The sequence below is a fragment of the Devosia limi DSM 17137 genome, from assembly GCF_900128975.1.
Lineage (GTDB): Bacteria > Pseudomonadota > Alphaproteobacteria > Rhizobiales > Devosiaceae > Devosia > Devosia limi.
In genome coordinates, this window is record NZ_FQVC01000004.1 from 239,458 (window position 1) to 265,913 (window position 26,456).

A 26,456-nucleotide genomic window follows, 5' to 3' on the forward strand; every position below is an offset into this window, starting at 1 on the left:
TGAAAGGCCCGGAAATCGGGTGCTTTGCGGCCCTTGTTATTAGATTGCATTTGAAACAAATCCCGCCGATCCGCGAAAGATTGCAGAAGGCATGAAGGGCCCAGTTTCTGCTCACACCAAACGGTGCCTCTCCGTCGATTCGCTTAACTCAGGAGCTCCTGCGATGCCTCCCACCTATGTGCTTGCCCGTGACCATCTCGAGCGTGCGGCCACCATCCTGCAGGGCACGGACAGTCGCTCCCAGCAACTGCGCCACATCATTGAACGCACCATCGCCTTGATGGACGATTTCCGCCGCCAGGAAGCGCCGGAGAACGAAAACATCCTGGATCTCGAAAGCATCCGCCGCCAGCGCGGAATCATCTGATTGCCCAATCTGCCCAGGGCGCCAGAAGGCGCCCCGGGCGGATGGCCTATATGCCGGTTCGAGTTTCCGGATTGGCCTCATTGGGGTTTGGCGCGACATTGATCAGCGCCTTCTCTTCCTTGCTCCCGTCCAGTTCCCTGTTCAAAGCCAGCTTGGCCTGCTCGGTCAGATCAAAGAGCACGGCCAGATATTGCGGGGTCTTTACCCAGGCGCGCAACTGCATGTTGACGGCAGAGCCTGTGAAACTGTCGACATGCACCGAAGGGGGTGGATTGACCTCAACCCGCTCGTCGCTGGTAGCGATCCGCAACAGGATCTTGCGGGAATTGGCAATGTCGATGCTGTCGGGCACGCTGACATTGACGTCCACCCGCCGCCGCGGCTCGCGGCTGTGGTTGGTGATGGCCGATGCCCACAGCTTCTGGTTGGGCGTAAATATGTAAAGCCCGCTCGATGAGCGCAGCCGGGTGCCGAACAGACCGATTTCCACCACCACGCCAGCGACGCCATCGCCCTGGATGAACTCGCCAATGGCGATGGGGCGCAGCCAGAGCAGCATCAGGCCGGCGGCGATATTGGACAGCGTGCCCTGCAGCGCCAATGCGATTGCCAGACCCGCCGCGCCCAGCACCGCCAGAATCGTCGTGCTGGCCACACCGAGCAGGTTGAGCGCGGCGATGATGGCAAATCCCATGATTCCATAGCGCACCACCTGCGAGAGCAGCGGGCCGTAATTCTGATCCACGCCATTGGCGCGCGAGAACAGCCGGAGGATGCCGCGCGCCGCCAGGCGGGCGAGGAACCAGCCGGCGAGCAGAAGCGCGGCGGCGGTCAGCACCAGGACGGCATGATCGGCCAGCCAATGCACAGGCAGATAGAGAAAATCGGAATCGGGCATAAAGAAAAAAGTCCAGGATTGCTGCGGCTTCCGCGCCGCTGCGACATCTTAGCAAAGCTTTGCGACGAGGAAACTGGCCAAGGGCGCTAGACAGGCGAGAATCCCTTGGCTATACAGCGCTCACTTTGGAGCCCCAGGCAGTGGGCGAGTAGCTCAGCTGGTAGAGCAGACGACTCTTAATCGTCGGGTCCACGGTTCGAATCCGTGCTCGCCCACCAAAGTCCTCCCCCGGGAATACAGGGGAAATTCACAAGCCGATGAATGCTGCCACCGGAACGGGCGAAAGCGCGCTGCCGGTGTTTGCCTTGCCAGTTCTTGCCGTTCCGATGATTGCCCGGTGCGGGCGGGGACGGAGGAGTCTGTCGCTAAGCTGTCATGGCGGGCCTCAAACCCCAAGAATTCTGCGACTTTGGTTGGTGAGCTGTCGCTTCGCGCTTTCCCTTGGACGGCTTGGGCGCTATTAGCGCAGCACAATTGTATTTGCCCAACCCCAGAGGGATAACCCCACAATGTTCGGTCTCGACGCCAGCTTCGTCAGCTCGTTCTTCCAGGTCATCATGATTGACCTCGTCCTCGCCGGCGACAATGCCGTCGTTATCGGCCTTGCCGCCGCCGGGTTGCCCAAGGAGATGCGCAGCAAGGCCATCCTGATCGGCATCGCGGCCGCGACCGTCATGCGTATCGGCTTTGCCCTGATCACCACCCAGCTGCTGGCGGTTACTGGCCTGCTGCTGGTCGGTGGCCTGCTGCTGCTGTGGGTCTGCTGGAAGATGTACCAGGAGCTCAAGGCCGGTCATCCCGATGACCACCCGGTCGTTCTCGACGCCGATGGCAATGCAACTGCGCCCAAGGCGAAGACGCTGCGTCAGGCCGTCATCCAGATCATCATTGCCGACGTGTCGATGTCGCTGGACAACGTGCTGGCCGTGGCCGGCGCCGCGCAGCACCATCCCGAAGTGCTGGTGTTCGGTCTGATCCTGTCAGTTGCGCTGATGGGCCTGGCGTCCTCGTTCATCGCCTCGCTGCTCAACAGGCATCGCTGGATCGCCTGGGTCGGCCTGGTCATCATCCTCTACGTCGCCGTCAAGATGATCTACGAAGGCGCCGACCAGTTGCTGGGCTATACGCTGCCAACCATTCCGTTCATCGGCGGTGGGCATCCCCCGGTTCCTGTTGTGGTCCCGGCAGCTTAGTCTTTGGTAACCACCCAATGATCTTTGCGGCATTGCTGCCGCAAAGATAGGAAATTGCTCATCTTGGGGAGCTAGCGTTCGGCAGTCCTGAATTGTGCCGGAACCCCCAAGATGTCTGCAACCGCCGATCGATTGGTCCAGCCGAATACGGCCGTGGGCCACCAGAAGGTCGCGGCGTCGGCCACACCTGCTGCCGAACTCGAGATGCGGATGGTCTCGGGCCCTGAATGGGACCGGATCGTCGCCGGGTTCGACGCGGTCTGCCAGGAGCAGCTTTACGCCTTTGCCGTTGCGCGCTGGCCTGCAGTCAAGCAGGAGCCCATGCTGTTCCTGCTGGGGGGCGAAGTGGTTGGCGGCGCGCTGGTGATGATCCAGCCCTTGCCCCTGGGCCTCAGCCATATCGCGGTTTCCAAATGGGGACCAATGCAGCGCGATGGCAGCCGCGCCGATGCCGATGTCATCTATGCCGGCATGATCGAGGCCCTGATGGCAGAATATGCGCACAAGCGTGGATTGATGCTCTCGGTGCTGCCACGCGCGTCGCTGGCGCCCGGCAATGGCGAATATGCCCATCTGATCAAGCGCGGCTTCAAGCGCGGTAGCGCGCTGATGTTTCCCAATCGCTACATCGTCAACCTGCGTCTCGACGATGCGGCGCAGCGCAAGAGCTTCAACCAGAAATGGCGCTACCACCTCAACAAGTCGGAAAAGGCCGGGCTGAGCTTCGAGCATGCCGGGCCCGAGCGGGTGGGGGAGTTCGAGGCGCTGTATCAGGCGATGGCCGATCGCAAGCAGTTTCCGGATCATTCGGCCTATGACACGGTGCCGCTGCTGATGGCGCTGGACGAGCCGGCGCTGCGGCCAGAGCTGTTCTTTGTTCGCCATGAGGGCGAACTGGTCGCGGGGGCGGTGATCTTCAAGGCGGGCGAGCGCGCCGTCTACCTTTATGGCGCCACCAATGACAAGGCGCTGCCGCTGCGCGCCGGCTATTTCATGCATTGGCACATCATCCGCTGGCTGCGCGATAATACGCCAGCCAATTGGTATGACCTGGGTGGCACCGATGGCTTCCAGGGGCTGCATCAGTTCAAGAAGGGCATGGTCGGCGATGCCGGCGTGATCGAGCCGGTGCCGCCGGTGGCCAATTATGCGTCGAAGCCATTGGCATACCTGCTGGGCAATGGCGCGTTTCTGGCGCGCGATGCCTATTACCAGTTGCGGCGCATGGCCGAGGGGCTGTTGTCATCCAAGGCGCGGCCCAATCAGGCACGCGCCGGGGGCGACGAGTCGGCGCCATGAGCCTCGCCCGGCGCCTGGCCTCGCAATCGAGCGTGATCTTCGGCGCCCGCCTCGGCGGGGCCGGTTTGATCTTCCTCGTGCAGGCGCTCATCGCCCGCAATTGGGGCGCGGACCTGCTGGGCGAGTATCTGATCGCTGTTGCCACGGTGAACCTGATCGCGGTGGTGATGCCGCTGGGCTTTCATACGGTCGGCACCTATTTTGCCGCCGAGTACCGGGCGCGCAATGAGCGGTCGTCGCTGAACCGGTTTCTGATGCGGGCCTATGGGCATATCGCAGCGGTGCTGGTGCTGGTGCTGATTTTGGGCCAGCCGGTGCTCGCGCTTCTGGGGCAGTCCGGCTCGGTGCTGGCACAACATTTCGGGCCGGTGTGCCTGCTCGCCTTCGCCACCGCCATGGTCTACGTCAATGGCGCGGTGCTGGTGGGGCTGAAGCGGCCGCTGGCGGGGTTTCTCGCCGACACGATCTTTCGGCCGATGATCGTGTTCTGCGCCTTCCTGATGGCGAGCACGCTGGCAACGCCGTTCGAAGGCTTTTCCCAGATGCTTTGGGTCATTGCGCTGGGCTATGTGAGCGTGGCGCTGGTGCATTTTGGCTTCGTCATGCTGACGGTGCGGACAATGCCCGATGATAAGCCCATTCGCGACGGCGAAGTGCGGCGGTGGTGGCGGTTTGCGCTGCCCTGGGTGCTGATCTCGCTAGCGACGGATTTCTTCTTCGATATCGATCTGCTGCTGCTGTCGCATAGCCTCAGCCGCGAGGAACTGGCGGTGTTCGGCGTCTGCACCCGCATTTTCTCGCTGGTCTCGTTTGGCGTTGCGGCGGTCTATGCGGTGACGCTGCCCGATATGTTCGAGAGCGAGGCCAAGGCCGACCGCGCCGAATTCAACCGCAAGATTGGCGAGGCAAACCTCGTGGCCAGTGGCCTGTCGGTGCTGCTGTTCCTGATGATGCTGGTGCTTGGGCCATTTGCGCTGATGCTGTTCGGCCCCAGCTTCGCCGTCGGGGCCATGCCGCTGGCGGTGTTGTGTCTGGCGCTGGTGGTGCGTTCGGTGATGGGGCCGGCATCGCTGGTGCTGTCCATCCATGATCGGCCCTATGCCAGCCTGCCGGCGGTGGGGCTGGGCGTGGTTTCACTGGTGGCGTTCAATGCCGTACTGGTGCCACCCTTCGGATTGATGGGGGCGGCGCTGGCGGCGATCTCGGCGATCACGCTGTGGTCGGTGGCGCTGTGGTGGCTGGCGCTGCGCACGGCCAAGGTCGATGTGTCGATCATGGCGCATTGGCGTGGGCGGCGAGAGGCCGCGCGGGTGTAGGTCGTTGATCCGCTAGCTTCATTTCCGCCATTCACAGCGCTGCCCTCGGACTTGATCCGAGGGCCATTCTCAGCGCGGCACAAGCGGCGAGTGGTCCACGGGTCAGGCCCGTGGACAGCCCGGTGGGGAGTTGGGAGATGTGGGGTGACTTGCGCATGTCCGCACACTGCCGCCGCTGCAACCCACGGAGTCATTCCCGCGCAGGCGGGAATCCATTCTTGAAACGCTGGATGAAGAATGGATTCCCGCCTACGCGGGAATGACCCGGTGAAAAGGGGGGAATGGCGGTTGAATGGGGCGGCGGCAGTGCGTGGTGCGCGCCAGTCGCGCCCTCCTTACGCCCCCACCAAGCTCTCGAATCGCTTCCGGAGCCGGCCCAGGCGGCCGATATTGACGCCGCTGTCGTAGTCGTCGCTGACCTTGGTGTAGGGCTTTTCGACGAAGACGTAGTCCTGGCCGAAAATGTGCTTTTCCAGCACGCAGACTTCCTTGTAGCCGTAGCGGCGCAGCAGCAGCAGGGCGACGGCGTTTTCAGGGCGAACGAAGGTATAGGCCTTGTGGAAGCGGCCATTGTCCCAATGCGCGTCGAAGGCGCGCATGCCGAACATGCCCAGTTTGGTATCGCGGAAATCGGGGAAGACCCAGGACCAGTAGCGGAAAATGGCGCCACATTCGGGGCCGGAAACCATGGCGCCGCCGGGCTTGCCATCGCTCTGCATGATCATGATGTGCCAGGGGTCCAGCGCCATCAGATTGCGCAGAAACGTCTTGTTGAGACGGCCCATTTCATGGACCTTGAAGCGGTCACTGTAATGAGGCGAGGTCTGGATCACGTCCATCAATTGAGCGTGGATCATGTCGATATCGGCGGGCGTCGCTGCCCGTACTGTCATTTCAGTCATCGTGCCCCCATCGAGTTGACAGAGCATAGCAAACGGGTCATCGAACCCGAAGCGGGGGCACATTACGCAGTTAATGGCCCGTAGTGTGGACGCGGAGGGGAATACCCACTAAGTCGCACCCGCCAACCCTTGCCGCAGGCAGGGGCGGACACTAGAACGGTTCTCGGGAGAGATAGGGAGGAAGACTATGAGCGAGCAGCTCGTATTCCAGCCAAGTGCGGCTGCGATCGCACGCACCCATGTAACCAAAGATCAGTACGAGCAGCTTTATGCGCGCTCCGTCAGCGATCCCAACGGCTTCTGGGCCGAGCAGGCGCAGCGGATCGACTGGATGAAGTCGCCGACGATCATCAAGAACTCGACCTTCCAATATCCGGATGTGTCGATCAAATGGTTCGAAGATGGCGTGCTCAACATCTCTGCCAATTGCATCGACCGGCATCTGGTCGAGCGCGGCGATCAGGTCGCGATCATCTGGGAACCCGATGATCCGAAGGCCGAGGCCGAATATATCACCTATGCCAAGCTGCACGAGAAGGTCAGCCGCTGCGCCAATGTCCTGAAGTCGCTGGGCGTGCGCAAGGGTGACCGCGTCACCATCTACCTGCCGATGATTCCGCAGGCGGCCTACGCCATGCTGGCCTGTGCCCGCATTGGCGCGATCCATTCGGTGGTGTTTGGCGGTTTCTCGCCCGACGCGCTGGCCGGCCGCATCAATGACTGCGATTCCAAGGTGGTGATCACCGCCGACGAAGGCCGTCGCGGTGGCAAGACCGTGCCGCTCAAGGCCAATGTCGACAAGGCGCTGCAGGACGCCCCCGGCGTCGAAAAGGTGCTGGTGGTCCACAATACCGGTGCGGACGTGCTCATGAAGGGCAGCCGCGACGTGTGGTGGCATGAAGCCGCTGCCGGCGTCGAGCCATTCTGCGATCCCGAGCCGATGAATGCGGAAGATCCGCTGTTCATCCTCTATACGTCGGGTTCGACCGGCAAGCCCAAGGGCGTGTTGCACACCACGGGCGGCTACATCGTCTATGCGTCGCTGACCCACCAGCTCAATTTCGACTATCGCGATGGCGAGGTCTATTGGTGCACCGCCGACGTCGGCTGGGTCACCGGGCACACCTATATCGTCTATGGGCCACTGGCCAATGGCGCGACCACCGTGATGTTCGAAGGCATTCCGAGCTATCCCGATGTGGGCCGGTTCTGGGAAGTCGTCGACAAGCACAAGATCAATATCTTCCACACTGCGCCGACCGCCATCCGCGCCCTGATGGGCGCCGGCACCGAATGGGTGGAAAAGGCCGATCTGTCGTCGCTGCGCCTCCTGGGTACGGTGGGTGAGCCGATCAATCCGGAAGCCTGGATGTGGTACCACAAAAATGTGGGCCGCGGCCGCTGCGAGATCGTCGATACCTGGTGGCAGACCGAAACCGGTGGCGTGCTGATTTCGCCGCTGCCCGGCGCCATTGCCACCAAGCCGGGTTCGGCCACGCTGCCATTCTTTGGCGTCGAGCCGATCGTGCTGTCGCCCGAAGGGCGGTTGCAGGAGCAGACCAAGGCCGAAGGCGTGCTCGCCATCAAGGAGAGCTGGCCGGGGCAGGCGCGCACCATCTGGGGCGACCACAGCCGGTTCGTTTCGACCTATTTCGAGACCTATAAGGGCTATTACTTCACTGGCGACGGCTGCCGCCGTGACGAAGACGGCTATTACTGGATCACGGGGCGCGTCGATGACGTGCTCAACATCTCCGGTCACCGCCTCGGCACCGCCGAAATCGAAAGCGCGCTGGTCAGCCATCCCAAGGTCAGCGAAGCCGCTGTCGTTGGCTATCCGCACGATCTCAAGGGGCAGGGCATCTATTGCTATGTTACCCTGATGTCGGGCGAGACCAGCGATGAGGCGCTCAAGATCGAGCTGCGTAACTGGGTCCGCAAGGAAATCGGCCCGATCGCCACGCCGGACCTGATCCAGTGGGCGCCGGGCCTGCCCAAGACGCGTTCAGGCAAGATCATGCGCCGTATCCTGCGCAAGGTCGCCGAGAACGATTTTGGTTCGCTGGGCGATACCTCGACGCTGGCCGATCCGGCCGTGGTCACCGATCTGATCGAGAACCGGCAGAATCGCTGATCGCAGCATGATCTGAACAAGGTCACGGGCGGAAATCCCAAGATTTCCGCCCGATCTTTTTGGCGCGGCGTCGTCAGCCGAAAGGTTGAAGAACGGCGGACGCCCCCGATACGCCAGTCTGCATCGTTGCATTTTCAGGCGGGCAGTTCATCCTCCAAATGGATGATGCCATTGTTTCGACGGCATTTTGGGGTCAATTTGGGACATCGAATCTTTTCCCCGGATGATCCTGTGCTGTTTTCGCTTCCCCGGTGCCTCACCGCGCTCGCCCTTGTCATTGGCTTTGCCACCCCCAGCATGGCGGCAAGCCTTGAGGAAATGGCGGGCCAGATGATCGTTGTCGGGTTCCAGGGCGATAGCGCCGGTGATGCGTCCGTCAAGGCGCTGGCAGACGAATTGGCCGCCGGGCAACTGGGCGGGGTCATGTTTCTCAAGACCAATGTCAAAAGCCTCGACGCCGTGGGCGCGATGAATGCTGCGTTCCGCGCCGCCAGCCCCAACCTGGTTCCCTTTCTCACGCTCGACCAGGAGGGCGGGGCAGTCGAGCGGCTGACCAAAGATGTCGGCTTCAAGGAAGTGCCGAATGCGGCGACCGTCGCCAAGGGTTCAGTCGCCGAGGCGCAAGCCATTTACGCCGGCATGGCCGACGGTATTGCCAAGCTTGGCTTCACGGTCAATTTCGGCCCGGTAGCCGATATCAATCTCAATCCAGACAACCAGGTGATTGCCAAGTTTGGCCGCGCCTTTGGCAAGGATGCCGAGACGGTTACGGCCTATGACAAGGCCTTCATCGCGGCGCACCAGCAGGCTGGGGTGCTGACCTCGCTGAAGCATTTCCCCGGTCATGGCTCATCGACTGCCGATAGCCATGAGGGCTTTGTTGACATCACGCAGACCTGGAACGATGTCGAACTTGATCCCTATCGGGCGCTGATTGCCGATGGCTATGACGAGTTCGTCATGGTCGGCCACCTCTACCACGCTGATTATTCGGGTGGGGACACCCGCCTGCCGTCGTCGCTATCTCCCGAATGGATTACCGGGGTGCTGCGTAAGGATCTGGGCTTTACGGGCGTCGTCATCTCCGACGATCTGGAAATGGGCGCCATCCGCGAGCATTTTGACCTGGAGCAGACCGTGACCATGGCGGTTCGGGCCGGGATGGACGTGCTGCTGTTCTCCAACACCGCCAAGTACCGTGCGAGCCTTGCCGATGAAATCCGGGCGATCCTGGTGGCGACTGCCGAAGCCGATCCGGCCTTCGCGGCCCGGATCGAAGAGAGCTACCGGCGCATCCTGGCCCTCAAAGCGCGGCTCAACTAGGCCGATTCGCCTGTCCGCCAGCGCTGCGTAGACGCTTTTCCACGGCAGAAAGCCCGGTTTTCCGGGGCTTTTAGGTGCGGCGCGGTCGGCTGTTTCCTCTTGGGAGCGGCGCGGATAGACTGCGCCTCCCTTCGCCCTGTATGTGGGGGGGCAGAAGCAGGAGACGACCGGCCGATGACCGACAGCCGCGAGACCAGATTTGTACGCGCCATGTTCATCTCGGACGTGCATCTGGGCATGAAACCGATTCGCGTCGGTCAGTTGATAGAGTTCCTGCGCTGCCACGACGCCGAGACCATTTACCTGGTCGGCGACATTCTCGACGGCTGGCGCCTGGCCAAGGCCTGGCACTGGCCGGCCGAATACAATGTGCTGATCCAGCTGCTGCTCGACAAGGCCAATGCCGGCGCCCGCATCGTCTACCTGCCGGGCAATCACGACGAATTCCTGCGCGAATATCTCGGCACTTACTTTGGTGAGGTCGAACTCGTTGACCGCACGGTGCACACCACGGCGACCGGGAAGACCTATCTGGTCATCCACGGCGACCAGTTCGACGTGGTGGTGATGAATGCCAAGTGGCTCGCCCATGTTGGCGACTGGGCCTATAATGCCGCGCTGCGCGTCAATATTGCCATCAATTGGGTGCGCCGCCGCCTCGGCCTGCAATATTGGTCGCTCTCGGCCTGGGCCAAGCAGAAGGTCAAGAACGCCGTCTCGGTCATCGGCCGCTTCGAGGAAGCGCTGGTGCACGAGGCCCGCGAGTCGGGCGTGGACGGCGTCATCTGCGGCCACATCCATTTCGCCGACATGCATGACCGGCTGGGCATCCACTACATCAATACCGGCGACTGGGTGGAAAGCTGCACCGCCATCGTGGAAACGCCAGAAGGCAATTTCGAGCTGATCAAGTGGACCGAAATGGTCGCCGGCGAACCCCGCAAATTCCGCATCCGCAGGGCCGATCGTCCAGCTGCAATGTGATGCGCAGGTCAGGGTGAGGGCTGCGGCCCTGCTGGCTCGGCCCATACACCGCATCTCACGCCCCACCACCGCGTCATCCCGGCGAAAGCCGGGACCAAAACTCCCACCCGCAGCCCATCTATCCTTGCCTCCACTGCAACTGCGGCGCATGGTGACGGGCATTGATTTGCGTCCTTTCCCCGGAGCCGTATTGCGATGGGTCTGCCCTTGGCGGCGCGTCTGGCCTCGCCTGCCTCACGAACCAGTCTGTTCTATGCCACGCTGTTTGCGTCGGGCGCCGTTTCCAATCCGTTCCTACCGATCTGGCTGAGCGAGAAGGGCATTTCGACGGCCGAAATCGGCGTGATCAATGCCGCGCCGATCTTTGCGATGATCCTGATCAACCTGATCGTCGGGCGGTTGGCCGACCGGGCCAGCGACTGGCGCACGGTCATCGTCATCGGTTCGCTGATCGCGGCCGTTCCGCCGTTTTTCCTGCTGTTCATGGATGGCTATGTCGCCATCCTGATCATCTGGACGCTGTTGATCGTGCCGTTCCAGGCCATTGCGCCGGTGGTCGATGCCGCCGCCTATCGGATGACGCGGCGGACCGGTCTGAATTTCGGCGCCATTCGGGTCTGGGGCACGATTGGCTTCGTCGCGGTGACGCTGCTGGCGGGGTTTCTGCTGGGCCAGTACGGCCCCGGCGCCTTCGTGCCATTGCTGATCGTTGCCAGTCTTGCTCGGGCGGTGTTCTCCCTGGGCCTGCCGCTGTTCCGCGCGCCTGATGACTATTCGCGCCCCATCCACCCCATTGATGCGCCGATCAATCCGCTGATTGCCATTCGCATCGGCCAGTTGTGGCGACCCTGGTTCCTGCTGACGCTGGTCGGGGCCTCGCTGCTGCATGGCAGCCATATGATGCAGATGGGCTTCGGCGCGCTGGTCTGGGCCGAGCAGGGGGTGCCCGGCTGGGCTATCGGCCTGCTCTGGGCTGTCGCGCCAACGGCCGAAATCCTCGCCATGGTCTATTTCGAGCGCATCACCAAGCGGTTCGCAGCGCGCCACCTGATTCTGCTCGGTTGCCTCTGCGGGGCGCTGCGCTGGTGGGGCTTCGCGCTCGAGCCCGATATCTGGGTGCTGGTGCTGCTGCAGACACTGCACCTGGCGACGGTGGGGCTAACCTTTCTCGGTATCACCAATTTCATCGCCAACTGGACCAGCGAGGACATTGCGGCTGAAGCGCAGAGCTTCTTCGTGATGCTCCGGCAGGTGGTGACCGTGGTGGCGCTGCTGGGCTTCGGCCTGTTGGTCGGCCCCTTCGGGGCGGGGGCTTTCTATGCGGCGGCGGTGATGAGTGGCATCGGTGCGGTTCTGGTATTGGGGTCGCTCATGGTGATGACGCCCAAGGCCGAGCAGCAGAGCTGAGGCGGCGCCTCCACAATAGTGGAAGCATTTGGCTGGCGGTGCCGGATTTTCGCGACTTCTGCGCATCACTACAGCTGGAAGTGTAACCACGGTTACAGGCCCTCTTGAACTTGTCGACAAGACGGGCGACGACTGATTCCGGGCGGCCATCTCGCCCGGAGTTCATTTTCATGCCTTCGGCTCTCACGCGCTTGGCCAGTCCCGAGCTGCGCGCCTCGATATTCCACTTCACGGTGTTTTTGCCGGGTGCTGTCGCGTCGGTCTATCTGGGGATCTGGCTCAGCCAGAAGGGCATTCCCGCCGACCAGATCGGCATTGTCAATTCGGTGCCGGTGCTGTGCCTGCTGGCGCTCAACATCGTGGTGGGCCGGCTGGCCGACAAGGCGGGTGACTGGCGCACTGTCATCATCATCATTGCCTTGCTGGGCGGGGCATTTCCACTGGCGCTTTTCTTCGTCAATGAATTCTGGGGCATCGTGCTGGTCTGGGCGTTCTGCGCTATGGCCTCGGGTTCGATCCCGCCGGTGGTCGATGCGGCCACGGTCAGGCTGACGCAGCGACGGGGCAGCGATTTCGGCGTCATTCGGGCCTGGGGCACGGTCGGCTATGTCGCCGCCGCCGCTGGCGTTGGTGCGGCGATCACCGTGTTTGGGCCGTCGGCGTTCGTGCCGTTGTTCTTTGCCATGGCATTGCTGCGGGCGCTGGCCTCGCTGCTCCTGCCACGATTCCGGGCGCCCGAGCATCAGGTCACTGTCGCGGAGATCAGCAAACCGAAGGTGCGTCTGAGCGCCTCGCTGCAGTTGTGGTTCGTGCTGCCGCTGCTGGCGTTTGCCCTCATCAATGCCAATCACGCGGTGGTCGGCGGGTTCGGCGCGCTGGTCTGGCACGAGGGCGGCATTCCCGATTATTTCATCGGACCGTTGCTGGCTACCGCCGCCGCAGCCGAGGCGGTGATGATGTTCATGTGGCGCCGCTTTGGAGGCCGCATCACTGCGCGCAACATGATCCTGGCGGCCTGTGCGGCGTCCTTGTTCCGCTTCACGGTGATGGCGTTCAGCCCCTCGGTGGAGGTGCTGTTCGTGGTGCAGATGCTGCATGCCGTGACTTATGGTGTCGGCTATTTCGGCGTGGTGCATTTCATTGCCAACTGGACGCGCGAAGAGATCGCCGCCGAGGCGCAGGGCTTTGCCAATATGCTGCAGCAGGCAACCTCGGTGGTGGCGCTGATGGGCTTTGGCTGGCTGGTCAGCCGCTTCGGCGCCAGTTCGTTCCTTGCCGCTTCCGGCTTCGCCGCGCTTGGCATCATCTGCGTGCTGCTGTCGCTCAAACTGCGGCCGCCCAAGGATGCCCGTTGACGCCGCCGGTTGAAACGATACAGCTGAAACTATTCCGTCATTCACCCGCCTTGCGAACCGGCCAATCTGGGCAGGGTCGCCCCTAACCGAGACCATTGCGATATGGCCGTGCTGGAAGCTGCTGCCCCGCGCCTCTCTCCCGAACAGCGGACGACGGCGTTCTATTTCACCTATTTCATGGCGCCCGGCGCGGCGACCATGTTCCTGCCGATCTGGCTGACCGGGCAGGGCATTTCGCCCGAGCAGATCGGGGTGATCAATGCGGTGCCGATCATCGCCATTCTGGCGCTGAACCTGATCGTGGGGCGACTGGCCGACAAGGCCGATGACTGGCGACAGGTCATTGTCATCGGAGCGCTGATCGCCGGTATCGTTCCAATCGCGCTGTTCTTCGTCAATGAATTCTGGGGGATCCTGCTGGTCTGGACGCTGGCCTCTCTCCCCGGCGGGGCGGTGGGGCCGGTGCTGGATGCAGCCACCATGCGGCTGACCAAGCGCAATGGCACCGATTTCGGTACCATTCGTGCCTGGGGCACGCTCGGCTATATGCTGTTCAATGCGCTGACCGGCTTCCTGGTGGTCTGGTTTGGGCCGGTTGTGTTCGTGCCCCTGTTTGTCGGGCTGGCATTGCTGCGGGCTGGCGCCGCGTTCCTGTTGCCGCGGTTTCGGGCTCCGGCTGAACAGGTCACCGTGGCGGCGGTGACCAAGCCGGTCGCCAATCGTGTGCGCGAGCTGATGAAGCCCTGGTTCATCCTGCCGCTGTTCGGCTTCGCCATGGTCTATGGCACCCATTATATCCTCAACGCGTTTTCCTCGCTGCTGTGGAAGGAGCAGGGGATCGCGGAGGACATCATCGGCCCGCTGATTGCCTTGGGCGCCTTTTCGGAGGCCGCGATGATGTTCGTGTGGAAACGATTTGGCGGCAAACTGTCGGCGCGCCACCTGATCCTGATCGCCTGCGTTTCCTCGGTGCTGCGCTGGGCGGCCATGGCGCTGTCGCCGCCGGTCTGGGTGCTGGTGCTGCTGCAGATGACCCATGGCGTCACCTTCGCGCTGGGCTATCTCGGCTGCGTCCACTTCATTGCCAACTGGACCAGCGAGGATATGGCCGCTGAATCGCAGAGCCTCTACACGGTGCTGCAGCAGGGGCTCTCGGTTATTGCGGTAATCGGCTTCGGCTGGCTGGTGCCGGCCATGGGGGCCCATGCCTATTTCGTCTCGGCGTTGTTCGCGCTGATCGGGGCAGGGTGCGTCTGGCTGTCCCTGCGGATGATGCAGCCCAAGGACGCTTAGGGGGCTGGCTGCGGGCGGTGGAGTAGCCAGAAGGAGATTCCCGCCTGCGCGGGAATGACTCCGAATTCTCTCATGGCGGCACGACAACCCACCCACAGAGTCGTTCCCGCACAGCCAGGAATCTCCGTTACCTCAATCACTATCCCGACAAACCAAAACAGCCCCGGTTTCCCGGGGCTGTCTTTGCTTGTGACGTTGTTTGCAGCTTAGCTCAGGCGGCCGCTGGCGTGGGCGAGGGTGGTGTAGACCTTGCCGCGGTCGGAGAGCAGGTATTCGCGGGTTTCGGCGGCTGGGTTGGCGCCGGCGGCGGCGCGCTTCAGCAGCTGTTCGAATTCCGTCATATAGGCGCTCGCAGTGCGGGCGAACTCGGCGTCGCGCTGCAGCTTCTTGCGGACTTCGTCATAGGTGCCCTGGCCGGTCAGCGTGTAGATGCGGCGCGAGAACACGTTGGACTCGCCGGCCTGGTAGCGGGCCCAGGCCTCAGACAGCGCCGCATCGTCAATCGAGCGGGCAATCTCTTCGGTCAGGCCGGACAGGCCTGCCTGCGGCTGGGCGCTGGCCTGCTTGGCGCTGGCATTGCGCAGCACGTCGCGCAACCAACCGCCCTCGCCGGCATCGGCTTCGGCGACCGCAGCCTGCTGCTGGGGAGCAGAGGGCTGACGCGGCTCGGTGGTGCGCACCGGCGCTGCCTGCTGGCGGACGGGTTCGGGACGCGGTTCCGGCGCACGCTGGGCAGGAGCCTGGTAGGGGGCTTCGACGCGTGGCTGGGGCTGCGGTTCGGCACGGTGCTGGACGGCAGGGCGCTGCGGCGGACGGCGATCATTGAGATCGTGCGTTGCCGGCTGGGCGCGGACGATGGCGTTGAGCTCGCTGAGCGCCTCGATCTGCTCGGCGACAACCCGGCGCATGGCGGCGGCGCTGGCGCGGGTTTCCTCTGGCAGCTCGGTGACGCCGCGGGCCAGCTCGGAGCGGGTGGCTTCGAGCTCGCTGCCCACTTCGCGGGCGGTGTCGCGCATGGCCCGGGCGGTGTCGTTGAAGCGCTTGGTGGCTTCCTCGATGGCGCGCTGCATTTCAGCGACCATCTGCTGCTGGGCCTGGTGCAGCGCTTCATTGGCGCGCTGGCCTTCGGCATCGGCAGTGCTGCGGAAATCGCCGAGGCGTGTCGCAACATCGTCGGTGGTCTTGTCCAGAGCCTGGCGGAAGGTGCCAGTGGTCTGATCGAGCGCCTGGCGCAGCGAGCCGGTATGGGCCGCAACGGTGTTCCGAACCGATGCTGTGCTGTCATTGATGGTTTCGGCCAGCGTCGTGGTGGTCGAATTGAGCACGTCGGTGACATTGCCGGCAGTCGCGGCCAGCACGTCGCCAACGCGGTCGCCGGTCTGGGACAGGGCATTGCTGACGCGCGCTGCATTGTCTTCCAGAGCGGCGCTGATCTGCTCGGTGGTTTCGTGCAGGGTGCCCGAGGCGGCGTCGCTGGCGCGGCGCAGGGCATTGTCCATCTGCGAAGTGCTGGAGGTGAGCTGGGTGCTGAAGCGCTCGGAAGTGGTGTAGAGCGCGTCGTTGACGCTGGTGCTGGTCGAGTTGAGCAGGTCGGCAACGTTGGCCTGAGTGGTGCTCAGGGCCTCATTGACGGCGCTGGTCGTGGTCGAGAGGGCGTCGGTCACGGTGTGGGTCGTGGCGTTCAGCGCTTCGTCCATGGCGCGGCGGGCGCCGATCAGGCGGCGTTCGGTATCGTTGACCGTATCGGCGATCGACTGGGCGAACATGCGCATGCGGCCATCGATATCGTCGGCGCGCGAGGCGAAGCTGGCGGCCAGCGAATCCATGGCACCACGGCGATCTTCCAGGGTCTCCAGCGCAACGCTGGAGGTGGTCGACAGGGCGTTGGACGCCTGGGTCATGTTGGCGGCTTCGGCATCGAGCTTGCCGAGGACGCCAGCGAACTCGTCGACCATCGAGCGGATGGTATGCTGCAGGGCGCCGACATGCTGGCTGACCATCTGGCCGGCTTCTTCGGTCTGGCCGATGGCGTCGCGTACCGTGGAGGAATAGGTCGCGGTCTGCTGGGCAACGCTGGATTCCAGGTTCGCCAGGTTGGCGGTCGAGGCATCGAGCACGCGCTGCAGCAGCAGGTTGCTGTCGTTGAGCTTGCCGAGTGCTGCGGTGACGTCGGTGAGGATGCGCGAGGTGGAAACCGACATGATGGCTTCTGCCTCGCGGGCATTCTCGCCCAGGGCATCGCGCAGCACGTTGCCGTGGCTGAGCAGGGCGCCCTGCAGCTGGTCCGACTTTTCGCTGACCAGCGCGGCAAAGGCGTTGGTCTGCTCGCTGACCGAACGATTGATGTCGGCGAGGCGGGTGCCGATGGTATCGACGGCGCCGACTGCCTTGACCGACACGATCTGGTCGATGTCGCCAGCGGCGATGCGGATCTGCTCAAGCGCCTGGCGGACGGCGCCATCCATGCGATTGGCAGTGGTGGTGACGTCAGCGACGATGTTGTCGGTGGCCGCGGTGATGCGGGTGGCGATGGTTTCTTCGATGCGGTCGGCACCGGCTTCGAGGTCGGCCATCGACTGGGTGATCGAGGTGTTGATCGAGGCGTTGAGGGCCGCCAGGCGCTCGGCCGTGATATCGGCGCGGGCGGTGATGGCCTCGGGGAGGGTGCCAAGACGCTGGTCGACCATTTCGGTGATTGCCTGGCGGGCCGAATTGACGCCGCTCTCGATGAGGTCGGCGGCCTTGCGGGCGCTTTCGCCAACAGTGGCGCTGGCGGCGTCGATGCGGGCGCTGACGCCATGCTCGGCATCGGAAATACGCACGATGGCGTTGTCGATGCCGTGGCCGAGGCTTTCGTTCACCTCGGCAACCTTGCCGGCAATGATGTCCGACATGGTGGTGACGCGTTCGCCCATGGTCTCGGTAACATTGCGCAGCGACGCATCGATCCGGGTGCGGGCTTCATTGCCCTGCGCTTCCATGGTGTCGGCCAGTTCGCTGGTGCGCAGGCCCATCGTCTCGGAGATCGAGGCGGTGTGCGTGGCCAGCGTATCGGACAGCTGCTGGGTGCGCTGGTTAAGCGCATCGTTGAGCTGCTGGGTCCGGGTGCCAACGGCGCTGGCCAGCTGCTGGGTACCGCGATCCAGCTGGCTGGTGAGCTCGGCGCCACGGCTTTCCACCTGCACGGCGAACTCGCCGGCGCGGGCGTCGATCTGGCCGGACAGGGCGGCAGCGCGCTCATCGATGGTCGCGGCGAGGGCGGCGGTGCGCTCGTCCAGACCGCCGGTGAATGCGCCGGCGCGGTCGTCAAGGATGCCGCTGAGAGCAGTGGTGCGTTCATCCAGCGCGCTGGTCAGTGCGCTGGCGCGTTCATCGAGAGCGCCGGTCATCGCGCTGGCGCGTTCATCGAGGGCGCCAGTCAGGGCGCTGGTGCGTTCGTCGAGGGCGCCAGTCAGGGCGCTGGTGCGTTCGTCCAGGGCACCGGTCAGGGTGCTGGTGCGTTCATCGAGGGCACCGGTCAGCGTGCTGGCGCGCTCGTCCAGGGCGCCGGTTAGGAAGCCGGTCCGCTCATCGAGTGCGTTGGCCAGGGTGCTGGTGCGCTGGTCGAGCGTACGGGCGAAGTTGCCGGTGCTCTGGTCGATGCTCGATGCCAGGGTGGTGGTGCGCTGGGTGATCGACGCGGTGAGGGTCGCGGTGCGCTCTTCGAGCGTCGCCGCCAGCGCATCGGTGTGCGTGCCGATGGTGGCAGACAGCGAGTCTGTGTGGGTGCCGATGGTGGAAGCCAGCGATTCAGCGCGGGCGTCCAGGGTGGCGGCGAGCGATTCCGTGCGGGCATCGATGGTCGAAGCCAGCGTGCCGGTCCGTTCGTCGAGCTGGGCATTCAGCGCTTCGGTGCGGCCGAGCAGCGTGTCGGACAGGCGCTGGGTGCGGCCCGAAATGGCCTGATCGAAGGCCTGGGTGCCGCCGGCCAGCGTATCGCCCAGTTCCTGAGAACGCACGCGGATGGCTTCGCTGAGATCGCGGCTGTGGCCAGACAGGGTCTCGTTGAGTTCGTTGGCGCGCTCATCGAGGGCGGCCTTGATTTCGCTGGTGCGACCGCCGAGCAGATCGTCGATCTGCTTGGTGCGGCCATCAAGGGCCTCGGCGATGATTTCGGCATGGCCTTCCAGCGAGTCCGACAGCTCGCGGCTGCGGTGGCCCAGCGATTCGGTGATCGCCTTGGTGCGGGCGCCCAGCACTTCGTTCATCTCGCGGGTGCGATCGGCAACCACGTCGTTGAAGCGACCGGATTCTTCGTTCAGCGCCATTTCGAGCACGTTGGCGCGGGCGGCGAAGCTGCTGCCATGGGCTTCGAGGGCTTCGATCAGCTTGTCGCCCTTGTCGCCGATGACGCCGTCCAGGGTGTGCAGGCGCGAATCGAGAATCCCTGCGATTTCAGTCAGGCGGGCATCGAACTGGCCCAGCGAATCCGCGCCGGCCGAGGACAGGGTGATACGAGCGCGTTCGGAGGTGTCGTCCAGCGCGCCGTTGATCTCGATGACGGCGGACTGCAGGCGGCTGTCCATGGCGTTGAGCTGGATCGAAACGCTTTCGTCCAGCTGGCGGCCAAGGGCGCTCAGCAGCACTTCTGCTTCACGCGAGCGGCTGGAAATATCTTCCGAAATGCGGCTGCCGATCATGTCGAGGGCGCCGCTGACTTCGTGGCCGCGGTCACGCAGCTGGCCGAGCAGGGCAGCGCCGCCATCGGTCAACAGATGTGACAGGGCCGCAGTCTGCTCGCCAATGGCGCCCGAGAGGTCGCCGGTGCGCTGCTGCAGCACGGCGGAAAGCACGCTGGTGCGGTCTTCGAGCAGGCCAGCCAGCGAATTGGTGCGGTCTTCGAATTCGCCCGACAGGGTCGCGGCGCGGCCGTCAAGGGCCTCGGTCAGAGCAGCCATGCGGTTCTCGATGGTGGCGCCGAGTTCGCTGGTGTGGTTTTCGAAATTGCGCGACATCGAAGAGGTTTGCTCTTCAAAGGTCAGCGCCAGGCGGCCCTGGCTGTCATCGAGCGCCGAGATGAAGTCGCTGGTGCGGTTATCGACCAGTGAGACGAAGCTGTCGGTGCGCTCTCCAAACGAATTGGTCAGCGTATTGCCAGCGGTTTCGAGCGCCTTGGTCAGGTTGCCACCGCTTTCGACGATGGTGCCGGCAATGCGCTGGCTGATCATGTCGAGATCGAAGACGAGACCGGTATGGCTCTCGGTGATGGCCTCGCGCACGCGCTCGGTATTGGTGAGGACGCTTTCGCGCTGGCTGGCCAGTTCGGCGATCAGCGCGCGCATGCGCGATTCGTTGTCCGAATAGGTGCGTTCGAGCGCGGTGACCTCGTTGTGGATCATCACTTCAAGTTCGCCGGCGCGCGACAGGGCGCGTTCCAGCCCATCGCCCAGCGCGTTGACTTCGCGGCGCACGGCCTGGCCAACCGAGGCAACCTTGTCGGCAGCGGTGATTTCGGGCTCGGCCAGGCGAATGGCGGCCTGGGTGATCGAGGAGGCGGCGTTGCGCAGGTCCTGCGCGCGGCGAAACAACGTCGCCACGGCGAAGAAGCCCAGCACGGGCAAAATCATGATCGCGGCGAGGGCGATGAACTCGATGGTGCCGGCGAAGGCGCCGAAATTGGCCATCTGGCTGGAGAAACGCATATAGCCGGCAATGCCGGTGGCGGCGAGCCAGACAACGGACAGGACCACCGCGATCCATGTCGGGGTGGCCGACGACTGGTGCTGCAGACCATAGAGAATCTTGGAGGTGGGGAAGCGGTCGTCATTGGCGACGCTGCTTGCCTGCGCGGCGATCTTGTCGGCCGTCCGCAACCGCTCGGAGCGCGGCTTCTGCTCGGAGAGGCGCTTCTCCTGTGGCGATTGGGCCGGGGTATCGATGCTGAACACCGATTCCTTGAGGGCGTCCTCAACGGCGGAGAACGCCAGCGCGGCAGGATCGTTACTGGGGGTCGGATTCTTCGCCATACTCTTTACAACTCTCGCGTCGGCTCAGCGCAACTAGGCGGCAATCTTGAGTTGTGATGACTCCCGACCCGTTTCCGTGTCAGTCGCCAAAAGGTGACAATTCGATGCAAATGCCCCGCATCGTCCCCGCAACCTTCGCCGCCGCGCGCTGGTTCAAAGCCCATTAATACATTCAATTTGAAGCAAACCGAATGGTTTCTTACCCAAAGGTTAATTTTTGGAGTGGGAAACGGCCGGACCAGAATGCCAAAGAAAGGCAAAGATATGGCTTAATCACCTGTTCACCCGGCCAAACTAGGCTTGCCCCCAGCGGATGTTTTCCACACGGGGAAAACGAGTGCCGCGCCGAGTATGGGGTAGGCCAGTATGGCACAAGGATCGTTGCAGGTCGAAAAGGGCGAGCCGGAGCAGGAAAGACGGGCAGAACGCCCGATAGATCTGGTCCATCTCGCCAAGCAGTGTCTGGGTGACGAGCATCTCGAATATGAGGTGCTGCGGCTCTATGACACCACCATTAAGACCTATCGCAAACGCCTGGAACAGGCAGAAAGCTTCGACGACCTGCTGGCCAATGTGCATTCGATCAAGGGTGCATCAGTCGGGGTTGGCGCATTCACGCTGGCTGATCTGGCCAAGCATGCCGAAGACGAGCTACGCGAAGGCCGTCCCCTGACGAGCGAGCATATCCACGATATCGCCATGGCAATCGAGGAGGTGGGCGCTTTCATCACGGAAATGCTCGCCAACGAGCCCGAATAGAGGTCGCCTGGCGGCTGCGCTGAGCCTTTGCTGCCGTTCGAGACGCCGCTGGTCGAACCATGCCGGCGTGCCGTGCCGTAACCTGCTGCCGGCTCTCATCAAACCTGGCCGAGGCAAAGCTGCCTGCATAGAGCCTGCCTCGGGGGGCGAGGCGGATGACCGGCGCGCTGGCCGGTCCGTGCTTCCCAAATTGACCCTTTTGGCCCCATCCCCTATATAGCGGCCAATATCTGACGCGCCGCGCTCACGCTGCGGCCCAAAAATCCAGCAGTTCCCATGACCCTATCGACCGCCGCCGAGGCTTCGCCCCGGTCCAATGCCGAACCGTTCCGTACGCGCCGGACCTTTGCGATCATCTCGCACCCGGACGCCGGCAAGACCACGCTGACCGAGCGGCTGCTGGCCGCGGCGGGGGCCATCCAGTCGGCGGGCGCGGTGCGCGGCAAGGCTGGTGTGCGCTCCACCCGTTCGGACTGGATGGAAATGGAGCAGCAGCGCGGTATCTCCATCACCTCCTCGGTGATGACCTTCGAGTATGACGGGCTGACGCTCAACCTGCTGGATACGCCGGGCCACTCGGACTTTTCCGAAGATACCTATCGCACCCTGACCGCCGTTGACGCCGCCATCATGGTGATCGACTCGGCCAAAGGCATCGAGGCGCAGACGCTCAAGCTGTTCGAGGTTTGCCGCCTGCGCGATATTCCCATCATTACCTTCATCAACAAGGTGGACCGCGAGGGCCTGGCGCCACTCGACCTGATCGATGAAATCCAGGGCAAGCTGGCGCTGGATTTGACTCCGGTGCTGTGGCCGATCGGGCAGGGCGTGGATTTCCGCGGTTATATCGATCTGCTGGAGAAGCGCGTTGTCAGCCCGCAGGGCAAGCCGATTGCCGAATATGAGGCAATCGAGGATCTGCTGGACAATGCAGCGCTGGTCGATGATCCGGTGTTCATGATCGCGCTGGAAACGCTGGAAATGGCCAAGGCCATGCTGCCGGCATTCGATCTGGAAACCTTTCATGCCGGCCATCTCAGCCCGGTGCTGTTTGGCTCGGCGCTGAAGGGCATTTCGGTCGCCGAACTGCTGCGCACCCTGGGCGAGTGGGGGCCCGAGCCGCGCCCGCAGCCGGCCATTCCCGCGCCAATCGACCCCAGCGAGAAGAAGGTCACCGGCTTCGTGTTCAAGGTGCAGGCGAACATGGACGCCAATCACCGCGACCGTATTGCCTTCGTACGGCTGTGTTCGGGCACGTTCTCGCGCGGTATGCGGCTGAAGAATGTGCGTTCGGGCAAGGACATGGCCGTGAGCAACCCGATGTTCTTCTTCGGCAATGACCGCGAGCTGGCCGAGCAGGCCGTCGCGGGCGATATTGTCGGCATTCCCAATCATGGCACGCTGTCGGTCGGCGATACCCTGACCGAGGGCGCCATCATCAATGTGACCGGCATTCCGAACTTCGCGCCGGAAATCATCCGGCGCGTGCGCCTGACCGATCATATGAAGACCAAGCAGATGGCCAAGGCGCTGTCGGACCTGTCGGAAGAGGGTGTCACCCAGGTATTCCGCCGTATTGTCGGCGCCGACTGGATCGTGGGCGTGGTCGGGCAGTTGCAGCTGGAAGTGCTGAGCTCGCGCGTTGCCAAGGAATATGGCGTGCCGATCACCTTCGAGAGCCTCAATTACGAAGTGGCCCGCTGGATCGAAAGCGATGATCCCAAGGAACTGGACCGCTTCATCACCGCCCAGAAGATGAACATTGCCGAGGACCGCAACGGCGCGCCGGTGTTCCTGGCGCAAAATGCCTGGTGGGCCGATCGCGCCAAGCAGGATTTCCCCAAGATCCGCTTCCTCGCCACCAAGGAGCGGCATTGACCCAAGACCGCATCGAAGAAATGTTATCCGCCATCAAGACCGCCTTTGCCGATGGGGCATTGGTGCGGTTGAAGCTGGGCGGGTATCACGGCGGCGAGCCCGATCTGAAATCGGTCGAGGTCAAGAAAATCACGGTCAAGGGCGGGGACAAGCTCAGCTTCACCTATCGCTACAAGACGCGCGACATCATCAAGAACTACATCCTGCCCGAGGGCATGGCGCTGCTGCGCACCGGGCTCAGGAGCGAGTTCCGCAGCGCTCAGCTGGCCACCACCGGGTTCGACATGAACTTCGAGCGCAATGGGGACAAGATCCGCCTGAAGCGCGTCGAGGTCGAGGGGCGCGAAGCACCATCGACCGATCACAATCGCGCCAAGCAGCGGTTGGTTGCGGCCGGCGACAAGCCCTATCTCAAGGCGCTCAAGATCACTGGCGCCGACGGCCAGGTGCTGGCCGGCAGCCAGGATAAGTTCCGCCAGATCAACAAGATGGTGGAAATCTTTGCGCCGCTGATTCAGGCTATTCCGGGCGATAATCCCAAGATCGTCGATATGGGCGCCGGCAAGGGCTATCTGACCTTTGCGCTCTACGACTACCTGGCCAATGTGGCGAAGCGCCCGGTCGAGATGGAGGGCGTCGAGTTCCGGGGAGAGCTGGTCGAACTGTGTAATGACATCGCCCATAAGTCCGGGTTCGATGGCCTGCGCTTCGAGCAGGGCTCGATCCTCGATTATGACGCGACCGGTGCCGACGCCGTCATTGCGCTGCATGCCTGCGATACCGCCACCGACGACGCCATCTTCAAGGGGATAAAGGCCGGTGCCGCGCTGATCACCGTCGCGCCCTGCTGCCACAAGCAGATCCGCCGGCAGATGGAAGCGGGGCACAATTCAGCCAGCATGCTGGATTTCTTGCTGCGGCACGGCACCTTCATGGAACGACAGGCCGAGATGGTCACCGATGGGCTGCGCTCGCTGCTGCTGGAGCTGCATGGCTATCGCACCAAGGTGTTCGAGTTCATCTCCGATGCGCACACGCCCAAGAACGTGCTGATCGTTGCCGAGAAGGATGGCCGTGTCGGTCGCGACCGCGAGGCGATCCTGGCCAAGATTGCCGAGACCAAGGCCTTCTTTGGCATCGAGTATCATTACCTGGAGCGCCTGCTCGCCGCGTGAAACTTGCCCCGAAGGGCATCAGTGACTATATCGGCGGCACCAGCCGAAAGAACCTCCCAGACATGACCAAGATCACATTCGTCCAAAAGGACGGCGAGCGCATCGAGACCGAAGCCCAGCTGGGCTCAACGGTGATGGAAACAGCCATCATGAACGGCGTCCCCGGCGTCATTGCCGAATGCGGCGGTGCCTGCACCTGCGCCACCTGCCACGTCTATGTGGACGACGCCTGGACCGAAGCGGTCGGCGGACCCTCGGCCATGGAAGAAGACATGCTGGACTTCGCCTTCGACGTGAAGGCTACCAGCCGCCTGAGCTGCCAGATCAAGGTCAAGGACCATCTGGACGGGCTCGTTGTGCACGTGCCGAGCCGGCAGGGGTAAGACGGGGAGCGCTGGGGGAGCGTACGCACTCCGTCCGCCAGACGTTCCGTTTACCCACGGAGTCATTCCCGCGCAGGCGGGAATCCACTCTTTCTGACCATCATCCATCGCTCAAAGAATGGATTCCCGCCTGCGCGGGAATGACCCTGTGGCTTGGGCGGATACCGTGCGTGCCGCCGGCCGCGTATTCTTGCTGCCCCACCGCTTCCCAAAGCAAAATTTGCTCTGCACCATTCCCGCACAGATTCATTTGGCGGGTTTAGGCGGTGGGCATGCGCAACATTCTAAGCGCGGAGCCTGTAGGGAAATATAAAAGCGATTGAATTTCAATGCCTTGTCCGGGTGGCGGGCAATGGATTATTTTGCCCCTGTCAGTCATCAGGGTTCCAATGGGTCAACTCAACACATTTCCGTTGAGCTACAAAGTGCAGGGTCAGCGCATAGTCATCGTCGGCGGTGGAGACGAGGCCCTCAACAAGACCCGGTTAGCCACTAAGACGACTGCTTTAGTCGTGATTATCTCCCGCCATATCGAAGCCGATTTTTCGGCGCTGCCGGTCACCGTGATCGAGCGGGCGTTCGAGCCCGGCGACCTCGATGGCACGGCGCTGGTGTTCGTTGCCGAAGAGGGCGCCGATGCCCAGGCGGCGAAGCTGGCGGCGCGGGCGCGGGGCATTCCGCTCAATGTGGTGGATGTCCCGGCCGAGTGCGATTTCTATACACCCTCGATCATCGACCGGGCGCCGCTGACCATTGCCATCTCCTCCGAGGGGGATGCTCCGGTACTGGCACGGCTGGTGCGGGCGCGGATCGAGGCGATGCTGTCGCCGCGGATCGGCAAAATCGCTGGGCTGGCCGGTAGCTTACGCCACAAGGCTGAACAGCTGATTCACGATGGCGCGGCCCGGCGGCGCTTCTATGAGGCGCTGGTGACCTCGCCAGCCATCGAAGCGGCCGAGCAGCGCGGCGAGGGCGTGGCGGCTGCAACCGAGTTACTGACCCAGCATGCTGCTGCCAATGGCGGGGCTGGCGTGGTCTGGCTGATCGGGGCCGGGCCGGGCTCGGAAGACCTGCTGACCCTGCGCGCCCAGCGGCTACTGCAGGAAGCAGATGTGATCGTGCATGATCAATTGGTGCCCGAAGCGGTGGTCGAGATGGGCCGCCGGGATGCCGAGCGCATTTCGGTGGGCAAGGCCAAAGGCCATCATTCGTTTTCGCAGGCGCAGATCAATACGCTGATCGTGCGGCTGGCCGGGCAGGGCAAGCGCGTGGCGCGACTCAAGTCGGGTGATCCGATGATCTTCGGGCGGGCCGGCGAGGAAATCGCGGCATTGCGCAAGGCCGGTATCGGCTATCAGATCGTGCCCGGCGTCAGCGCGGCGTTGGCGGCCGCGGCTGATACGGCGACGCCGGTGACGCTGCGCAAGGTTTCGAGCGGCTTCATCATGGCGACGGCGCATGGTGCCGATGACAGCGACCTCACCCATTGGGCGGCGCTGGCGCAGTCCGGGCTGACGCTGGCGCTTTATATGGGCAAGTCGATTTCGGCCGATGTGGCCAGCCGGCTGATCGGGCATGGGGCCAGTGCAGCGCTGCCGGTGGGCATCGTGGTCAATGCGGGCCGGGCCGACAAGGCGCTCTATTCGGGCACACTGGGCGGGCTGGCCAATGGCGCGGTGGATTTCGCCGATGGCCCGGCAATCATTTTCGTAGGCGAAGCCGTTGCGGCGGGGGATTGGGGCGACGCCGCCCAGGTCGCCGCCGATGGCTTCAAGGTGGCATGAG

The 26,456-nt window shown here is 63.3% G+C and carries 18 protein-coding genes and 1 tRNA gene; 16 read left to right on the forward strand and 3 right to left on the reverse strand.

Annotated features, from left to right (window positions below):
- Positions 1-163: 163 nt before the first annotated feature.
- Positions 164-367 (forward strand): hypothetical protein, encoded by a 204-nt coding sequence (locus tag BUA69_RS08650; protein WP_046134886.1) that lies wholly within the window; start codon positions 164-166, stop codon positions 365-367.
- Positions 368-413: 46 nt separating this feature from the next.
- Here the strand turns inward: BUA69_RS08650 and BUA69_RS08655 are convergent, their stop codons facing one another.
- The gene (locus tag BUA69_RS08655) at positions 414-1,265 is read right to left on the reverse strand and encodes a mechanosensitive ion channel family protein (RefSeq protein ID WP_046134885.1); all 852 of its coding nucleotides are present in this window, start codon (positions 1,263-1,265) and stop codon (positions 414-416) included.
- A 142-nt stretch (positions 1,266-1,407) separates the two neighbouring features.
- On the opposite strand from BUA69_RS08655, the gene BUA69_RS08660 reads away from it, so the two are divergent.
- The 4 genes from BUA69_RS08660 (at position 1,408) to BUA69_RS08675 (ending at position 5,073) form a co-directional block, all read left to right on the forward strand.
- A tRNA-Lys gene (locus BUA69_RS08660) sits at positions 1,408-1,483 on the forward strand.
- Positions 1,484-1,774: 291 nt separating this feature from the next.
- Complete coding sequence (locus tag BUA69_RS08665; RefSeq protein ID WP_046134884.1) at positions 1,775-2,458, forward strand: TerC family protein; 684 nt, start codon at positions 1,775-1,777, stop codon at positions 2,456-2,458.
- Between the two features lie 111 nt (positions 2,459-2,569).
- Positions 2,570-3,757 carry a lipid II:glycine glycyltransferase FemX gene (locus BUA69_RS08670; protein ID WP_052950489.1) on the forward strand — a complete coding sequence of 396 codons (1,188 nt, stop codon included), beginning with the start codon at positions 2,570-2,572 and terminating at the stop codon, positions 3,755-3,757.
- Positions 3,754-5,073 carry a lipopolysaccharide biosynthesis protein gene (locus BUA69_RS08675; protein WP_046134883.1) on the forward strand — a complete coding sequence of 440 codons (1,320 nt, stop codon included), beginning with the start codon at positions 3,754-3,756 and terminating at the stop codon, positions 5,071-5,073. The genes BUA69_RS08670 and BUA69_RS08675 overlap by 4 nt, the downstream gene beginning before the upstream one ends.
- A 335-nt stretch (positions 5,074-5,408) precedes the next feature.
- Here BUA69_RS08675 and BUA69_RS08680 read toward each other — a convergent pair whose 3' ends face one another.
- Positions 5,409-5,975, reverse strand: coding sequence for a hypothetical protein (locus tag BUA69_RS08680; RefSeq protein WP_072866510.1), 567 nt, complete (start codon positions 5,973-5,975; stop codon positions 5,409-5,411).
- A gap of 187 nt (positions 5,976-6,162) precedes the next feature.
- Here BUA69_RS08680 and acs point away from each other — a divergent pair, with 187 nt between their 5' ends.
- The 6 genes from acs to BUA69_RS08710 all read left to right on the forward strand — a co-directional run bounded on the left by acs (position 6,163) and on the right by BUA69_RS08710 (position 14,471).
- Positions 6,163-8,109 (forward strand): acetate--CoA ligase, encoded by a 1,947-nt coding sequence (gene acs, locus BUA69_RS08685; protein ID WP_046134881.1) that lies wholly within the window; start codon positions 6,163-6,165, stop codon positions 8,107-8,109.
- Between the two features lie 231 nt (positions 8,110-8,340).
- On the forward strand, positions 8,341-9,432 hold the full coding sequence (locus BUA69_RS08690) for a glycoside hydrolase family 3 N-terminal domain-containing protein (RefSeq protein WP_160300120.1): 1,092 nt from the start codon (positions 8,341-8,343) through the stop codon (positions 9,430-9,432).
- A 174-nt stretch (positions 9,433-9,606) separates the two neighbouring features.
- On the forward strand, positions 9,607-10,416 hold the full coding sequence (locus BUA69_RS08695; RefSeq protein ID WP_046134880.1) for a UDP-2,3-diacylglucosamine diphosphatase: 810 nt from the start codon (positions 9,607-9,609) through the stop codon (positions 10,414-10,416).
- Between the two features lie 195 nt (positions 10,417-10,611).
- Positions 10,612-11,823, forward strand: a complete 1,212-nt coding sequence (locus BUA69_RS08700; RefSeq protein WP_046134879.1) for an MFS transporter — start codon at positions 10,612-10,614, stop codon at positions 11,821-11,823.
- A gap of 170 nt (positions 11,824-11,993) precedes the next feature.
- The gene (locus BUA69_RS08705; protein WP_046134878.1) at positions 11,994-13,178 is read left to right on the forward strand and encodes an MFS transporter; all 1,185 of its coding nucleotides are present in this window, start codon (positions 11,994-11,996) and stop codon (positions 13,176-13,178) included.
- Between the two features lie 102 nt (positions 13,179-13,280).
- Complete coding sequence (locus BUA69_RS08710) at positions 13,281-14,471, forward strand: MFS transporter (RefSeq protein ID WP_046134877.1); 1,191 nt, start codon at positions 13,281-13,283, stop codon at positions 14,469-14,471.
- 206 nt (positions 14,472-14,677) lie between these two features.
- On the opposite strand, the gene BUA69_RS08715 is transcribed toward BUA69_RS08710, so the two are convergent.
- Positions 14,678-20,476: an apolipoprotein A-IV repeat region-like domain-containing protein gene (locus tag BUA69_RS08715; protein WP_046134876.1), complete on the reverse strand. Its 5,799-nt coding sequence runs from the start codon at positions 20,474-20,476 to the stop codon at positions 14,678-14,680.
- 366 nt (positions 20,477-20,842) lie between these two features.
- Here BUA69_RS08715 and BUA69_RS08720 point away from each other — a divergent pair, with 366 nt between their 5' ends.
- The 5 genes from BUA69_RS08720 to cysG all read left to right on the forward strand — a co-directional run bounded on the left by BUA69_RS08720 (position 20,843) and on the right by cysG (position 26,455).
- Entirely contained in the window at positions 20,843-21,235 is a 393-nt protein-coding gene (locus BUA69_RS08720) for an Hpt domain-containing protein (RefSeq protein WP_052950488.1), read from the forward strand.
- A gap of 276 nt (positions 21,236-21,511) precedes the next feature.
- Entirely contained in the window at positions 21,512-23,113 is a 1,602-nt protein-coding gene (locus BUA69_RS08725) for a peptide chain release factor 3 (RefSeq protein ID WP_046134875.1), read from the forward strand.
- Positions 23,110-24,288: a class I SAM-dependent methyltransferase gene (locus BUA69_RS08730; RefSeq protein WP_201777447.1), complete on the forward strand. Its 1,179-nt coding sequence runs from the start codon at positions 23,110-23,112 to the stop codon at positions 24,286-24,288. The genes BUA69_RS08725 and BUA69_RS08730 overlap by 4 nt, the downstream gene beginning before the upstream one ends.
- Before the next feature lie 62 nt (positions 24,289-24,350).
- On the forward strand, positions 24,351-24,671 hold the full coding sequence (locus BUA69_RS08735; protein WP_046135025.1) for a 2Fe-2S iron-sulfur cluster-binding protein: 321 nt from the start codon (positions 24,351-24,353) through the stop codon (positions 24,669-24,671).
- A 389-nt stretch (positions 24,672-25,060) separates the two neighbouring features.
- Positions 25,061-26,455: a siroheme synthase CysG gene (gene cysG, locus BUA69_RS08740; RefSeq protein WP_046134874.1), complete on the forward strand. Its 1,395-nt coding sequence runs from the start codon at positions 25,061-25,063 to the stop codon at positions 26,453-26,455.
- Position 26,456: the final 1 nt, after the last annotated feature.

What these genes read in the sequence shown, in the direction of transcription:
- BUA69_RS08650 (WP_046134886.1), top strand. Translation starts at nt 164, where the DNA reads ATGCCTCCCACCTATGTGCTTGCCCGTGACCATCTCGAGCGTGCGGCC.
- BUA69_RS08655 (WP_046134885.1), bottom strand. Translation starts at nt 1,265, where the DNA reads ATGCCCGATTCCGATTTTCTCTATCTGCCTGTGCATTGGCTGGCCGAT.
- BUA69_RS08665 (WP_046134884.1), top strand. Translation starts at nt 1,775, where the DNA reads ATGTTCGGTCTCGACGCCAGCTTCGTCAGCTCGTTCTTCCAGGTCATC.
- BUA69_RS08670 (WP_052950489.1), top strand. Translation starts at nt 2,570, where the DNA reads ATGTCTGCAACCGCCGATCGATTGGTCCAGCCGAATACGGCCGTGGGC.
- BUA69_RS08675 (WP_046134883.1), top strand. Translation starts at nt 3,754, where the DNA reads ATGAGCCTCGCCCGGCGCCTGGCCTCGCAATCGAGCGTGATCTTCGGC.
- BUA69_RS08680 (WP_072866510.1), bottom strand. Translation starts at nt 5,975, where the DNA reads ATGACTGAAATGACAGTACGGGCAGCGACGCCCGCCGATATCGACATG.
- acs (WP_046134881.1), top strand. Translation starts at nt 6,163, where the DNA reads ATGAGCGAGCAGCTCGTATTCCAGCCAAGTGCGGCTGCGATCGCACGC.
- BUA69_RS08695 (WP_046134880.1), top strand. Translation starts at nt 9,607, where the DNA reads ATGACCGACAGCCGCGAGACCAGATTTGTACGCGCCATGTTCATCTCG.
- BUA69_RS08700 (WP_046134879.1), top strand. Translation starts at nt 10,612, where the DNA reads ATGGGTCTGCCCTTGGCGGCGCGTCTGGCCTCGCCTGCCTCACGAACC.
- BUA69_RS08705 (WP_046134878.1), top strand. Translation starts at nt 11,994, where the DNA reads ATGCCTTCGGCTCTCACGCGCTTGGCCAGTCCCGAGCTGCGCGCCTCG.
- BUA69_RS08710 (WP_046134877.1), top strand. Translation starts at nt 13,281, where the DNA reads ATGGCCGTGCTGGAAGCTGCTGCCCCGCGCCTCTCTCCCGAACAGCGG.
- BUA69_RS08715 (WP_046134876.1), bottom strand. Translation starts at nt 20,476, where the DNA reads ATGGCGAAGAATCCGACCCCCAGTAACGATCCTGCCGCGCTGGCGTTC.
- BUA69_RS08720 (WP_052950488.1), top strand. Translation starts at nt 20,843, where the DNA reads ATGGCACAAGGATCGTTGCAGGTCGAAAAGGGCGAGCCGGAGCAGGAA.
- BUA69_RS08725 (WP_046134875.1), top strand. Translation starts at nt 21,512, where the DNA reads ATGACCCTATCGACCGCCGCCGAGGCTTCGCCCCGGTCCAATGCCGAA.
- BUA69_RS08735 (WP_046135025.1), top strand. Translation starts at nt 24,351, where the DNA reads ATGACCAAGATCACATTCGTCCAAAAGGACGGCGAGCGCATCGAGACC.
- cysG (WP_046134874.1), top strand. Translation starts at nt 25,061, where the DNA reads ATGGGTCAACTCAACACATTTCCGTTGAGCTACAAAGTGCAGGGTCAG.